The 13764-nt window shown below is 37.5% G+C and carries 14 protein-coding genes; 1 reads left to right on the forward strand and 13 read right to left on the reverse strand.

Annotated features, from left to right (window positions below; translation table 11 throughout):
• Nucleotides 1-49: 49 nt before the first annotated feature.
• From CWS20_RS16115 to CWS20_RS16140, 6 genes are all read right to left on the reverse strand, one after another.
• Nucleotides 50-1147: a sensor histidine kinase gene (locus tag CWS20_RS16115; protein WP_066195118.1), complete on the reverse strand. Its 1098-nt coding sequence runs from the start codon at nt 1145-1147 to the stop codon at nt 50-52.
• Nucleotide 1148: 1 nt separating this feature from the next.
• Nucleotides 1149-1787, reverse strand: coding sequence for a response regulator transcription factor (locus CWS20_RS16120; RefSeq protein ID WP_066195113.1), 639 nt, complete (start codon nt 1785-1787; stop codon nt 1149-1151).
• A gap of 18 nt (nt 1788-1805) precedes the next feature.
• Nucleotides 1806-2618 (reverse strand): GNAT family N-acetyltransferase, encoded by an 813-nt coding sequence (locus CWS20_RS16125; RefSeq protein WP_066195110.1) that lies wholly within the window; start codon nt 2616-2618, stop codon nt 1806-1808.
• Nucleotides 2619-2727: 109 nt separating this feature from the next.
• Entirely contained in the window at nt 2728-3651 is a 924-nt protein-coding gene (locus CWS20_RS16130) for a hypothetical protein (protein WP_066195108.1), read from the reverse strand.
• Nucleotides 3632-4168, reverse strand: coding sequence for an RNA polymerase sigma factor (locus CWS20_RS16135; RefSeq protein ID WP_241198807.1), 537 nt, complete (start codon nt 4166-4168; stop codon nt 3632-3634). Before CWS20_RS16135 ends, CWS20_RS16130 begins: the two co-directional genes overlap by 20 nt.
• Nucleotides 4169-4267: 99 nt before the next feature.
• Entirely contained in the window at nt 4268-4744 is a 477-nt protein-coding gene (locus CWS20_RS16140) for a hypothetical protein (protein WP_066195107.1), read from the reverse strand.
• Nucleotides 4745-5020: 276 nt separating this feature from the next.
• Between CWS20_RS16140 and CWS20_RS16145 the strand changes: the two genes are divergently transcribed.
• A complete protein-coding gene (locus CWS20_RS16145) occupies nt 5021-6274 on the forward strand; it encodes a sensor histidine kinase (RefSeq protein WP_066195105.1) in 1254 nt (417 codons plus the stop codon).
• Nucleotides 6275-6820: 546 nt separating this feature from the next.
• Here CWS20_RS16145 and CWS20_RS16155 read toward each other — a convergent pair.
• From CWS20_RS16155 to CWS20_RS16190, 7 genes are all read right to left on the reverse strand, one after another.
• Nucleotides 6821-7294 carry a DUF4188 domain-containing protein gene (locus tag CWS20_RS16155; protein ID WP_066195102.1) on the reverse strand — a complete coding sequence of 158 codons (474 nt, stop codon included), beginning with the start codon at nt 7292-7294 and terminating at the stop codon, nt 6821-6823.
• A gap of 85 nt (nt 7295-7379) precedes the next feature.
• Nucleotides 7380-7949, reverse strand: a complete 570-nt coding sequence (locus tag CWS20_RS16160; protein WP_066195099.1) for a TetR/AcrR family transcriptional regulator — start codon at nt 7947-7949, stop codon at nt 7380-7382.
• 76 nt (nt 7950-8025) lie between these two features.
• On the reverse strand, nt 8026-8760 hold the full coding sequence (locus CWS20_RS16165) for a DUF3888 domain-containing protein (RefSeq protein ID WP_066195096.1): 735 nt from the start codon (nt 8758-8760) through the stop codon (nt 8026-8028).
• Between the two features lie 410 nt (nt 8761-9170).
• A complete protein-coding gene (gene lhgO, locus CWS20_RS16175) occupies nt 9171-10358 on the reverse strand; it encodes an L-2-hydroxyglutarate oxidase (RefSeq protein WP_066195085.1) in 1188 nt (395 codons plus the stop codon).
• A gap of 16 nt (nt 10359-10374) precedes the next feature.
• Entirely contained in the window at nt 10375-11634 is a 1260-nt protein-coding gene (locus CWS20_RS16180; RefSeq protein ID WP_066195077.1) for a (Fe-S)-binding protein, read from the reverse strand.
• Entirely contained in the window at nt 11627-13042 is a 1416-nt protein-coding gene (locus tag CWS20_RS16185; RefSeq protein WP_066195072.1) for an FAD-binding oxidoreductase, read from the reverse strand. The genes CWS20_RS16180 and CWS20_RS16185 overlap by 8 nt, the downstream gene beginning before the upstream one ends.
• Before the next feature lie 21 nt (nt 13043-13063).
• Nucleotides 13064-13759 carry a FadR/GntR family transcriptional regulator gene (locus CWS20_RS16190; RefSeq protein ID WP_066195070.1) on the reverse strand — a complete coding sequence of 232 codons (696 nt, stop codon included), beginning with the start codon at nt 13757-13759 and terminating at the stop codon, nt 13064-13066.
• Nucleotides 13760-13764 lie beyond the last annotated feature (5 nt).

Consider the following 13764-nt stretch of genomic DNA (forward strand, 5'->3'; position numbering starts at 1 on the left):
ACTCCTGCAGTGCAGAAGTTCATGAAATGAGCATGAGAAAACTCATATTTTATATAATTGGTAATAATAATGTTACCGAAAACCCGTCTTGCCCATCAATGATAACTTTTCCGTTCACAGTTGCAGCTCTTTCTTCCATACCTGAGATGCCTAGTCCTTTCGTAAACTTTTTTGATCCACTGCCATTATCTTTGACAACAACTTTAATTAACTTATTTAATACAGCAATATCTACATGAATTTTCGTTGCTCCGCTGTACTTTAATGCATTTGTTAATGACTCTTTCACATTTTCTATAATGATTTTCCATTGAATCGGTGAGATGAGGTCAATGCTACCTTTATATAAGAAATGAGTGGTTACTCCCTGTTTAACAACAAAGTCATCAATCATTAACTTTAAACGCTGAACGCCAATTTGCTCAGTTTTCGGTTTTAAGTTTTTTAAAGTAAAACGGATGCTGTCGATTCCATCACTAGATATATGTATCGCATTTTGCAGCAGTTCCTTTGCTTTCGTTTGATCCTTATCAACTAGCCGTTTGGCGGCCTCCATTTGGATAAGTGCTCCTGCCATATTATGTCCTATTTGATCGTGAATTTCCTGGGAGATGCGATTCCGTTCCTCAAGCTTAATTGTATACTCGAGCTGTTTATTGAATTCAGCATTTTCAAGAAGCGATTTTGTTAAACGATCGTTAGTTTCTCTCATCTCATCCTCCTTCTCTACCCATGCAGCTTCTTTCTTTAAGTATTGATCAATCAATGCAATTTGCACCATACTGATAACGGAAATGAAGCCATATAACAGCTGCAACTCTCTTTCTATAAAAATAAGAGGGGCTATCGCTGACAGCAATAAAGGAAAATAGCGCTCAGTCCATTTAATGATCCATTCACACAGGTTCAATGGCAGCAATAGGATAAAGATTTGCTCTATAAATAAATGGCCGATAATGATAAGCATGATTGTCATCATGCTCATTATATGAATCACTGGCCGCTTCTGGAATAGATAGATTGTTAAGTTGCAGCTAATATACAAGAGAAAGAATAACAAACTCTCTGACCGTAATTGACTATCAAACAGCCAAATGATAATAAATCCGAGAATCACAGCCTTGAATACAATTAACCATTTTTCCATATTATTCTTCTTTACCCGTTAAATAATAGATAGCTATGTTTGTGCGATGCTTCAAATTTGCTTTCGATAAAATTGTACTTATATAATTGGCGACAGTGCCTTCAGAAATAAAGATTTGCTTTGATATTTCCCGATTAGATAATCCTTTTGCTACAAGCTCCATAATACTAATTTCCCGTTCAGTAAATAGTTCCCGGTCTATTTTATATGGAGCTTTCTTCTTTAATAAATTTAGTTTGATTTTATCAAGTACTGCATTTTGCATCACATTCTGCCCTTTATGGACCATCCTGATCGCATCACGTATTTGTTCGGGATCATTATTTTTTAAAAGATAGCCTTTTGCCCCGTTTTGAATGGCCTCCAAAATATATTCATCGTCATCAAATGTTGTTAAAATAAGCGGTTTGGCAGAAGTTCTTTCAGTCATTAGCTTTGTCGCTTCCACACCATTCATGACTGGCATGCGAACATCTAAAAGAGCGACATCAACTTGATTAGACTCGCAAAACTCCACTGCTTCTTTGCCATTATGAAAGATTCCCATTACTATAAATTCATTATATGAATTTAAAATAATTTTCATCCCTTCCCTTATAAAGCTATTATCATCGACAATAATCACATTGATTTTTTCCATAGCAATGCTTCCCCTTCCCTACATGAGCGGCTTCCAGATTGCGATTGTATAAGCGATTGTTAATCCCGCTTTTTCCATGTTTCTATGACTGGTACTGTTAAAGCTAGCCTGGCTAAAGATCATGTTTGAATGACGATTGGAAGCAGCGTGAATACGTTTTTTGATAAGCGCCTGATGGACACCTTTTCCCCTATGTTCAGGTATGACTGCGGCAGCATTAAGAGAAGCTGTATGACCATTTACATAAAGTACACCTAACCCAGCTGGCTCATTTTGATAGAATGCAAGGTAAAACGTCCAATCAGCATGATCATATAAAATCGCATTGTTTTCGGCTATTCCTTTCATTGTGAATTCCGGTAGGTTAAATCCCTTTATGTAAAGCTTAGAAAACAGCTGAAATTCATCTCCTTTTATTTCTCGAATGACAATATTACCTTCCTGCTTCGGTGATTCGCAACGTTCTGCTTTTTTGTAAAAGGATGTATGAAAGCCGCTTTGATATAAACCTTCCTTTGCCATTGCAAACAATAGCTGATTGGAAGCGCCAACTGGTAATATATCAAATTGAACAGGAATGTTTCTCGCCTCATAGTACCGAAGAATTTCCTTGAGCTTATCAGCATCAAAGTCTGACATGCCAGTTACTTTATTAAATGAGGGCCCTGGTATATTTTTCACTGTAAAAGCGGTTGCTTGGCCGAATTCCTTTATTTCCACTCCCATTGGATTCCCAGGTATCGATTGAATCGCTGACAGACGTGATCTAAGCGCTTGTGTTTCTGTCTGCCCGGCAATATGAGCGATCATCTCGTTTACTGCTGACGTCATTTTTCTTCAACTCCCCTAAACTCGATAAACAATAATTCAATATGTATCCTCGTATTTCCTTTCCTGTTTTTACAAATGATAAAAACCCGGCTGAACACAGCCAGGTACATTATTCATCTTGATTTTTATAAACAGAATGATAAATGAGACGATCATCTTCCCAACGTACAGTTATCGTCTGAATGCCCGTATGATTTTCGAATGTATTTTCCTTCCCCGCTCCTTGCACCCTACGCCAACCAGATTCCTCAATTTTCTCCAAATAAAGAGCAAATTTCTCTGCTGATGGATTTCTCCAAACATAAACCTTGTCATCATAATCAACCGTTACTGGCATAAGATCAATTGGAAATGGAAATGAATCGTAACCGTGTGTCACATAAAGAGGTTCATCATGGATGTACGGTTCCGTTCCTCTTATTTTGAGTGTTGCGATCAAATAAAATATATCTGCATATTCAAGCTTTGGATAATCGATGCTAAAATGATACCATTTACCGTTTGATGGGATGAAAAAGTGATAGCGAAGAGCTGTATCTTCCATTTTGACATGCTCAATATACATTTCTGTTTTATATGGAAAATTCTCCAATTCATTATCTACAAACATTGAATGAGTTTGTATAATTTCTTGTTTTTCACCTTCATTTACCTCATTAATTTCCCCGACAGGAACTTTCTCACCCACTTCGTAAATAGCAAGCCTGTCATTCTCTTTCTCAACATAGACATTGTCTAATCCCCAGCCAAATTGATCGCTGCTGAGCGGAAGGCTCTCCACCTGTATAATCGGTTCCTCTCTGTTTTCTCCAACTGTGTTTCCATTGAGGTTCAATAGCAATAGGGTGCCGCCAATGAGAATAAATAATGAGGCAGCGAAAGGAAGCAGCCACTGAAATCTATTTTTCCTTACTGGCGTATTGCTATCGCTTCTTATACTTTTCCATATACGCCGACGTACCGAATCCTTCCCTTCCTCAGGCGGAACAAAGGACCTCAGTTTTTCCCACTCACTATCTTGTAATTTGCTCAATTTGTCCGCCCCCTTTCATCCCGCTTGCTTTTTTTAGTGCCACGGTTGCACGCGATAGCGTTTTTCTTACCTTTGACTCAGACCAATTTAGGATAGCAGCGATTTCTTTAGTAGAACACTCTTCAATATTTTTCAAAATTACAACCATGCGGTAATTTGGTTTAAGCTTGCTAATCTCTGTTAGAATCTGTCTCACTTCATCTCTATTTTGAACAGTTTGTTCAACATTTTCGGAAGAGGGGATATCTGCAAAAACGTTTGTGAGCGAGAAAATACTTCTGCGCTTTCTTTTTCTGATTTCATCTAGCACAATATGCTTTGCAATACTGAACAGCCATGTTTTTACATTTGACTGATGTTTAAAGCCTGCCATCGCACTATAGGCACGCACAAATGTATCATGGACAAAATCTTCGCAAACTTGCTGATCCCCAATCATATAGAGAATAAAACGATAAATGTCCTCATAGTACATGTCGTACCATTCCATTAGAATTTGCTGATTATCCTTTCCCAAACGCCATCCTCACCTGCCTTACACTGAATTTACTTATTAGTCGATTTAAAACTAGAGTTGTGACATTTTTTATTACCGCAGACAAAAAAAATTGGATGATTATCGATCCAATCTTTTCCTTTCATATCGCAATGATTCCTGTTTTAGCCTTTCAGATTTTTCAACTATGCTGTATTCATTTGTCTTAATTAAGGTAATAGCATTTTCTTCAGAAAAACGAGCTAGTTCTGCAAATATCGTTGATGGGGTAAATAATAATAGTGGAACATTTCTGCCTTTATGCGTACAGATTATCGCTTTTTTCTCCTTCCATCCCGTACGGGTAAATCTGATTTCCCGTATATCTTCCGGATGAAGGATTCTTTTATACAAGCTAAACTTATAAAACCTAATTTTATAGCTGAATGTTGATTGCGTTACCTTCACCTCGAAGTTAGTAAAAAAGGAAACAGCCATGAATATTCCGATGATAAGAAAATAAGGAGAGTGCTTTGTTGCTAAGGAATATAATATTCCAATGGTAAACGTACTGATTATATAAAGAAGAGCTGGTGGCTGAACTTGTTTATATTCCATATATCATCATCCTCCGCTTAATAGTTATTCAGATCAGATGCATTGTCATTATACACCAAATATCGACTAAATTTTAAATTTTTTTACAATTCCGGCGCTTTCTTTTGACTAGTAAAACCTCCCCATGACTACTCTATCTTTAAACAATTGACTAATCACGTTAAGATAGAAATATAAGCATAAATTGACAAATTTCTAAATTTTATAAACTTTTTCATTGTCAGTGCTCTAAAAACAATATAAAATTTTCGTATACGCGAAAAAGGATGTGAAAAAATGGAAATAACATCTCATTTTTTCCTTAATCTATCACTATTAACAATCATTCTATTTATTTCACTCGTATGGATTGAAAAAAACGTTAAATTCAATTATTCAAAAACTGCTGCTTTTTTTTGCTTGTCAGTAATGATTTGGATTTGTTTCCTTTTCTCTTATGAACCTGAACCAGGCATATTATTGGATTTAAGAATTATTCCTGTTGTTCTCGGCGGACTTTATGTTGGAGTTGGGCCTCTTCTGGCAGTTTTCGTAATTTTGTTAAGATTTTTTTATGGGGTAAATGCTGGTTTTGTTTTTACTGTTATTGAATACATCTTGCTTTCTGTTATTTTTTGGTACTTATATCCAAAGTTTTGGGCGATGTCGGCACATAAACGCATTTCTTTTTCAGTTGTCTTAACGATTGGCATAAGCCTAATTACCCTTATTTTTTTTGAACTCTCGTCTGCAGGTGTCAACCAATTTGATATTTGGTTTGCCTTGTTCGTCATTCCCCCATTAGGTGTTGGAATGGCGGTTTATATTATTGAATTTGTTATAAAAACCATTGATATGCAGCAAAAGTTAATCATAACTGAAAAACTGGAAGCTGTGGAACAGATGGGTGCAGCTATTTCACATGAGATACGGAATCCACTTACAGCCGCAAGCGGATTTGTACAGCTATTAAAAGAGCAAGCGCTGCCAGCTCAAAAAAGGATAGAATACTTGGAAATTGTGCAAAGTGAATTAGAGTCTGCAGAAAGAGTGATTCAAAATTACTTAACATTTTCCAAACCCTCTCTTGACAGCATCGAGGAAATAGCAGTCAAAAGAGAATTAACCCATGTAATTAGCATTTTAAAACCAATTGCTAACCAAAATTCAGTTGAATTCATAACAAACTTTGCAATTTTAGGCATCATTGAAGGTGATAAACAAAAATTTCAGCAATGCTTTTTGAATGTCATTAAAAATGCGATTGAATCGATGCCAAGAGGTGGACAGCTGTACATAAACTCGATTTATACGAATTCACAAATAATTATAGAAATAAAAGATACCGGCTCAGGCATGACTGACGATCAAATAAAAAGACTTGGAGAGCCATATTATTCCACGAAAGGAGCTAAAGGGACCGGGTTAGGAATGATGGTTGTATTCAGTATCGCCCGAGCCATGAAAGGAACAATAAAAGTAAAGAGTAAAGTTGGTGAAGGAACTACGTTTACTTTTATTTTTCCAAATGTATATCCTTCCTCTTCATAGAAAAGATCTGTGCATATACTATTGCACAGGTCTTTTTCAATTATGAATTGGCTATTTATGATGAGGCATTATCGGTGTGGTATTTTCTCATTGTGGAGCAAGCAAATGCTCTTCAATTATATTTAACCCATTTTGATTATTCACATAATCGATCATATGATTCTTCAAATTAGGAAACAGAGTAATATGCTAAAATTTTGCAAAGATATCCATTCCACATTGTTTTGATTCTCATCGGTATTATCCGGCAGCTTCTTTTCTTTTACATGCGAACATTAAGCCGATAGAGTGAGTCTTCCCTTGTCCGTATGCAAGCAGATACGGAACAAACTAATAAACAAATATAAGTCGCCCAACTTCTACACCAACAGATGTCTCTTCCTTTGCTTACCGTTTGACAGTGTCCCGGTTCAACCCCACCTCTTAGAGAAAGATAATGCAAGCCTCTTTTATCTTCAAATCCTACTAGCAAGCTTGCATCATTTTCCTTTATGATGGCACCAGCTCCTGCCTCTCATATGATTCGTCAACTATTCTCCTCCCTCTTTAAACTTTTTTCAATCTCTTCCTTGCTGTTTGATTTTCCTTCGTAATTAATATTTGTTCGAAGGCTTTTCCTAGTCCATATTTTGGCATGTTACTATATAATGCTTCACATTGCCCTTTCTTTATTTGATAGCTTTCGTGAAAAATTCCCACTGTACCATCAGAGCCAATTTTTTGAGAGAAGTTTTTCCATGCTTCTGCATGTCTCTCTCCTCTTGCATATGCTTCCAAATCATCGAAGCTGCGCCAATATTGAGTGAGTGTAATTATCCGCCATCCTAAAGAATATTCAGAATGCAAAAAACCCCATTCAGGATTTTGATAAAGCTCTTTTATCATTGGCCCCATCGCCTGTGCAACTGGAAGCCACTTCGTAACTGCAGTAAGCTTATTAATGCGCATTCCAATAATAAAAACGACAAAATCGTCCTTCACTTCGGCAGTATATCTACCTGGATAAATCGTAGTCTTCATTTCCATTCTCCTTTTTGGCTCCATCGCCTTCGTTGTTTTATTAACCAATGGTCAATTATTTTCGAAAATAAAGATTGGCCCATATTTATGCCAACCCTTTTATGATAAATAAAGCATGTGCTTCAGCATATTCCTTTACTTCATTGTATTCCTTCACATATCCGCAATGATGTGACACAAATCCATGTAAAGCAACAAACGCCGAATAAATTAATGACGGTTCTGTATTTTGATTTTTTAATTGCAATATGGCGTATTCGAATTGATAGTAGCTTTTCGTTGCCGCTTCATGCGCCAGACTATCTACTTCAGCATTTTTCATCATAAACATAAATTCATATTGTTTTTGATGATTTAAGCCGAATTTCATGAAGCAAATCAAAATATCTAGAAGCTTTTGATGGTTTTCTTTCGTTGAATTTATAATTTCTTTTAATAGCTGATTTAAATGTTCAAAATCCTTCTCAACCACTGCATAAAATAACTCAATTTTATTTTTAAAATGATAATAAAGTGCACCATGGCTGCAGCCAAGCTGACTAGCAACACCACGCATCGTCACTTTTTCAAATCCCTTCGCGATAAATTGATGCCTCGCTGCATTTACAATTTCCTCTTTAGTAAGTACTTCGGACGATGGTTTTCGCGGTGACATAACGTTTTACTCTCCTCTATTGACCATTGGTTAATAAAAAGTATATCAGAAGGTGAATTCATTTTCAAAATATTTTTTACATATACCATAATAAATTTTGTTCCATTACCTTTCCTTGCTTGCTCTCCGTTGACTCCACCTTCCATTGGCCCGCTTGATTATTTACTTTGTATACGATATTCGTGCCATCCTTCTTTTTAAAAAGAATATAACCATGCTTGCCTTTTATATAGGTTACAGGGTTAATAACATTTTTATATGGAGGTGTAACATCAGGAGTTAATTCTTTTGTGATAATCTCAGCTACTATATTTGCAAGGCTTTCATTTTCCGGATTTTTTTCCGCGAAATAATGAAGTTGTTTACTATTATATTTATTGTATGATCTTAACTTAAGGCGAAATGATTTTTGTATATCTGATAATGCTTTTTTGTAGAATTTATGAACCTCTTTTTCCTCTTTATCTCCTTTATGCTTAAATGAGAGTGATTTTATCTGAAGAGGATTCACATCAAGCTTAATTGTTTCCTTACCGTAAGGGGGATTATGCGCTGCTTCAAAGGTTTGAACCTCAACAGTGACGATAAAATGATAGCCGCCTTGCTCAATCCTTTTTATTTTTTTGATTGTGCTGTCATATAGCCCATATTGTTTACTATATCCATAGTAATCAGCTACAGCGAGGGATATAGCTGGGTCGATTGCTGTCAATAAAGTATCTGAAAGGAGCTTTTCATCTATCACGCCTTTTGCCTTAACTGGTTGTATAAAGAGAAAACTAATAATCAAAACAATTATTAACTTTTTCATTTGCTGCTCTCCTTTCCGATATATTGTTAAATTAGTCTCCCCAGAAGGAAATGAAAATAAATGGGATTAGTTAATATGAAAAAAATACCATTTATATTACTGGCTAATTGGGGTCAAAGTATTGGAATTCATTTCTTTATAATTTTTAAAGTGATATTTTGGTCCATGCGTGAGCGGATAAAACTTATAGCCACTATAAATGACAATGAGAATAAGGGGGGCCTTGTAGATGATTTAAAACTAGTGTTAAAGTCCATATCGAAATGAGGAAATAAAATAGAAGAGATTTATTGGAGGAAATTTCGATAGCTAACCTTCTTTATAAACAATAAATACTTATCTACCACCTTAACCTTTCCCGGGAAATTTTGTCGAACATTGGAGAAATTTGGAGGTGACAGGCACCTCCGTTATTTTTGGTCCATTTGGGTGACGATTTGTTTGCCGATTTCTATGGATGCGGTGGCTGCTGGTGATGGTGCATTTAGGACATGGATGGATCGTTTGCTTGGGAGGATGTAGAAATCATCAACGAGGGATCCATCGTCTTTTAATGCTTGGGCTCTTACGCCTGCTGGACCGGGAATTAAGTCATCGGCTTGAATTTCAGGCATGAGCTTTTGTACGTTTTTTAAAAAGAGCTTTTTAGAGGCAGATCGAATCATTTCATCCATGCCTTCCTTCATATACTGGCTGGCCAGCTTCCAAAAGCCTTTATAGCCTAGTACTTCCACTAAATCCGGCAAATGAATATCTGTCTTCCTGTAGCCCTCCCGCTTAAAGCCAAGCACCGCGTTTGGACCAACATCAACTGCGCCGCCAATCATTCTTGTAAAGTGAACGCCAAGGAATGGGAAATTCGGATTTGGCACTGGATAAATAAGATTTTTAACCAATCCTCTCTTTTCTTCCTTTAGTTGATAATACTCTCCTCTAAAGGGAATAATCTTCATATCTGTTAATAAATTTGCCCTCTTAGCCACTCGGTCAGAATGGAGACCGCCACAATTAATATAAAAAGCGCATTTGATATCACCTTTATTTGTCGAAATGACAGCCTCTCCTTCAGTTTCTGTGACAGAAAGCACTTCGTGATTAAATAGAAGCTCTCCACCTTTTTCAATAATGATTTCTGCCATTTTTTCCGAAACTTGCTTATAGTTAACAATCCCTGCCATTGGCACATGAATCGCTTGTTTTCCATTTACATATGGCTCAATTTCCAAAAGCTCTGATTTATCGATCAACCGGATATCCAGACCATTATCGATACCTCTTTTATATAAGTTATCAAGCAGAGGCAGCTCCTCATCCTCACTGGCAACAATCACCTTCCCGCAAATATCTACTTCAAGCCCGTATTCTTCACAAAAGGATCTCATCGTCTGGCTTCCTTTTTTCGCTAACCTTGCTTTCTCACTGCCCGGTTTATAATAGATTCCTGAATGGATGACACCGCTATTATGACCGGTTTGATGAGCAGCCACATGACTTTCTTTTTCAATAATCGCTAACTTTATTTGAGGGTGCTGGATTAGCAGTTCCATACCAACAGACAATCCAACAATTCCTCCACCAATGATTATATAATCGTACATCCTGTATCCTCCATTTCTACTCAATCCCGCAAGCTTCAGCAAGCACTTCAATTATATGAGCCACCCTAACTTTAGACGCTAGCCCTTCCCTCTTTACACCAAGGCACATTTGTAAATGGCAGCCTGGATTGGAAGTCACAATCATCTCAGGTACAACTTTTTTAACATTCTCCATTTTTTCATCAAGAATCTCCATTGATTCATCATAATGAAAGATATTATATGTACCTGCTGAACCACAGCACATATCCCCTGCCGGCAAAGGAACATAATTAATTTTTGGAATAGACTGCAATAAATGAATCGGGTCTGTTGTTACTTTTTGAACATTAGTTAAATGACAAGAAGGCTGATAAGTAACTCTTCTATTAAGTTCCTTCTTGAATTGGAGATTAAGCTTACTTAAGATCACACTTACATCTTTATTTTTATCAGTAAATCTCTTTGCTCTTTCAGACCACTCTGAATCATTCTTTAAGAGCACATCGTACTCAACCAGCATCGCTCCGCAACCGCCGATGCTGTTAACTATATAATCAAAGTTTCCTTTTTCAAAAGCAGCGATATTTTTTTTTGCGAGCTTTCTGGTTGTCTCTGTATCACCATCATGATTCTGCAGCGCACCACAGCATGTTTGTTCCTTAATGACTGTTACTTCACAGCCTGCATATTGTAAAAGCTTGATACTTAAATCATTGATTTTTGCAAAAAACACATCCATAATGCAGCCGGTAAAAAAAGCTATACTTGCTTTTTTCTCGCCATTCGGGCTAAGAACAGATGCTCTTAATTTTTTGTCCGGCTTTTCAATTTTTGGCGTGATTTCTTCAAATGCCTGAAGTTGTTCCGGCAAGACTTTAAGTAATTTCATCTTCCTTGCCAATTTATCCACGCCCATACTTTGATAAATTCTAAGCGATGCAGTCATTGCCCCTAATATTGTTTTATTTGGCAATCCCTTTTGCATTGCAAGCCTGCTAGCTAGTGGACTGGTCTCCTGCTCTGCCTTCACTTCTTTAAACGATTCCAAAATTTTTCCGTATTGAACATTTGTTGGACAGGCTGTTTCACACGCCCTGCATCCTAAACATAAATCCATTGATTCTTCTATCTCATTTATAGATATTTTACCTTCGGAAGCCATTTGTACTAGATTTATGCGGCCCCTGGGGGAATGGCTTTCCTTTCCCATCGTTGAATAGGTTGGACAAGCAGGTAGACAATAGCCGCATTGCACACAATCAAAAGTTTCCTTATATGCAAGTTTACTAGTCATCAACTAGCACTAACCTTTGGTCTTTTGAATCTGGGAAGATTTTTCCCGGATTCATAATATTCAGCGGGTCCCATGCAGTCTTCATTCTTTTCATCATCTCTAACCCAGCTCCCCCCAACTCCATCTCCATGAAAGGTGTTTTCATCGTTCCAATTCCATGTTCACCTGAAAGGGTACCCCCAAGCTCTATTGCTGTAGAGAAGATTTCTGTAACCGCTTGTTCGACCCTTTTCATCTCAGCTTTGTCCCGCTTATCGGCAATAATATTTGGATGTAGATTTCCGTCTCCTGCGTGGCCAAAAACGACCAAATCAATATCATATTTTGTTTTTATTTCCTTTAGGCGCTTGAACATTTCCGGGATTTTACTTCTTGGAATGGTGGCATCCTCTGAAATTTTTGTTGGCTTTTTTCTTACTATAGCTGGTGAAACAAGCTTTCTTGCTTTCCAAAGCTTCGCAGCAGATTCACTATCTGTAGCTATTTTTACTTCTCTTGCACCGACATCAAGACAGACCTTTTCTACCTGATGACATTCATCCTGAATGGCAAGCGGATGACCATCTAACTCTATTAAGATGATTGCATCCACATCTGTCGGCAGCCCGATAGGTTCATAGTCTTCAACTGCTTCAATAGAAAACTGGTCCATGATTTCCATTTTTGATGGCAAAATACCGGAAGTTAAGACAGAGGATATCGCTCTACCCGCATCAACAATATCATCAAAAATAACCATCATCGTTTGCGTAGCCTGCGGCCTTGGTATTAACTGCAAAATTGCTTCAGTAATAATTCCCAATGTCCCTTCAGACCCAACAATTAACTTAGTTAAGTCATACCCGGTTACATTTTTTATTGTTCGGCCACCTGTTCGAATAATATCACCTTGTGGTGTGACAATTTCCAGCCCAAGGACATAATCTTTTGTTACACCGTACTTTAACCCTCTTGGCCCACCTGCGTTTTCTGCAAGGTTCCCACCAATTGTAGAAACATGTGCACTGCTGGGATCGGGAGGATACATCAGCCCGAATTCACGGGCGGCTCTATCGATTTCTGCCGTTATTACCCCAGGAGAAACGATTGCAACCGTATCATCACGATCGATGGTCAATTTTTGATTCCATAGTGAAAAATCTAACACAATACCTCCATAGACAGGTAAAGGGCCACCGCTTAAGCTCGTCCCCCTTCCTCTAGGATAGATCGGAACCTTCCACCTATTTGCTGTTTTAACAATTCCTGATACCTCTTCTGTAGACAAGGGCTGTAAAACAAGATCAGGGAGATATGAACCAAATGATCCATCATATGCGTACGAAACTAAATCCGCTTTCTCAGTCAAAATCCTCTTTTCCGACTTTATCATGCTTTTGATCTGATTAAGCATTTCCTCGGTCACCATGATGGCACCTTCCTTCAGTATTTACTTGGTATTTCTTAATTTTTTGCTTACATTCTGTAAATGTATATTCATATGCATTCTCGCTTTTTCTACATCCTGCATTTCTATCGCTACATATATATTTTCATGTTCCAAATAAACACTCTCACGCTTTCGTTGCAACCCGATATTTTTTTGCAGGGAAAAATCAACTGCTTTGCGATACAAATCTGCAATATTATCCATTACACCAATCATGAAGCTATTTTTTGTAGCTGAAATCATATGCTTATGAAAGTCAACATCGGCCTGCACACCTACCTCTTTTGGATCGGTTAGGGTTTGTTCCAGCCCTTTCAATGCTGCCTTCATCTTTTCTAGATCGGATTCATCTCGGCGCTTAGCAGCAAGGGCAGCTGCTTGTGTTTCCATAATGATTCTCATCTCTAATAATTCAAACACTTCTTCTAAAGGAATATATTTCAATGTTAAACGATCCATCATATCAACAAGGTGAAGCTCCTTGACATAGCTTCTGCCTCCTTGCCGGGATTCAATAATGCCACTTGCAGACAGGACGCTTAAAGCCTCGCGAACAGGCGCTCGACTTACTCCGAACATTTTGGCCAACTCATTCTCCGAAGGTAGTGGTTTATTAGGTGGAAACTCTTGACTCTTAATCATTTCATTTAATTGATCCAACACCTGTGCCGAGATTTTCTTCCGCTCTATTTTCATACTAT

The organism is Cytobacillus horneckiae (genome assembly GCF_002835735.1).
Classification (GTDB): Bacteria; Bacillota; Bacilli; order Bacillales; family Cytobacillaceae; genus Cytobacillus; species Cytobacillus horneckiae.

What these genes read in the sequence shown, in the direction of transcription:
- CWS20_RS16125 (WP_066195110.1), bottom strand. Translation starts at nt 2,618, where the DNA reads ATGACGTCAGCAGTAAACGAGATGATCGCTCATATTGCCGGGCAGACA.
- CWS20_RS16120 (WP_066195113.1), bottom strand. Translation starts at nt 1,787, where the DNA reads ATGGAAAAAATCAATGTGATTATTGTCGATGATAATAGCTTTATAAGG.
- CWS20_RS16165 (WP_066195096.1), bottom strand. Translation starts at nt 8,760, where the DNA reads ATGAAAAAGTTAATAATTGTTTTGATTATTAGTTTTCTCTTTATACAA.
- CWS20_RS16155 (WP_066195102.1), bottom strand. Translation starts at nt 7,294, where the DNA reads ATGAAGACTACGATTTATCCAGGTAGATATACTGCCGAAGTGAAGGAC.
- CWS20_RS16115 (WP_066195118.1), bottom strand. Translation starts at nt 1,147, where the DNA reads ATGGAAAAATGGTTAATTGTATTCAAGGCTGTGATTCTCGGATTTATT.
- CWS20_RS16190 (WP_066195070.1), bottom strand. Translation starts at nt 13,759, where the DNA reads ATGAAAATAGAGCGGAAGAAAATCTCGGCACAGGTGTTGGATCAATTA.
- CWS20_RS16185 (WP_066195072.1), bottom strand. Translation starts at nt 13,042, where the DNA reads ATGGTGACCGAGGAAATGCTTAATCAGATCAAAAGCATGATAAAGTCG.
- lhgO (WP_066195085.1), bottom strand. Translation starts at nt 10,358, where the DNA reads ATGTACGATTATATAATCATTGGTGGAGGAATTGTTGGATTGTCTGTT.
- CWS20_RS16180 (WP_066195077.1), bottom strand. Translation starts at nt 11,634, where the DNA reads ATGACTAGTAAACTTGCATATAAGGAAACTTTTGATTGTGTGCAATGC.
- CWS20_RS16160 (WP_066195099.1), bottom strand. Translation starts at nt 7,949, where the DNA reads ATGTCACCGCGAAAACCATCGTCCGAAGTACTTACTAAAGAGGAAATT.
- CWS20_RS16145 (WP_066195105.1), top strand. Translation starts at nt 5,021, where the DNA reads ATGGAAATAACATCTCATTTTTTCCTTAATCTATCACTATTAACAATC.
- CWS20_RS16140 (WP_066195107.1), bottom strand. Translation starts at nt 4,744, where the DNA reads ATGGAATATAAACAAGTTCAGCCACCAGCTCTTCTTTATATAATCAGT.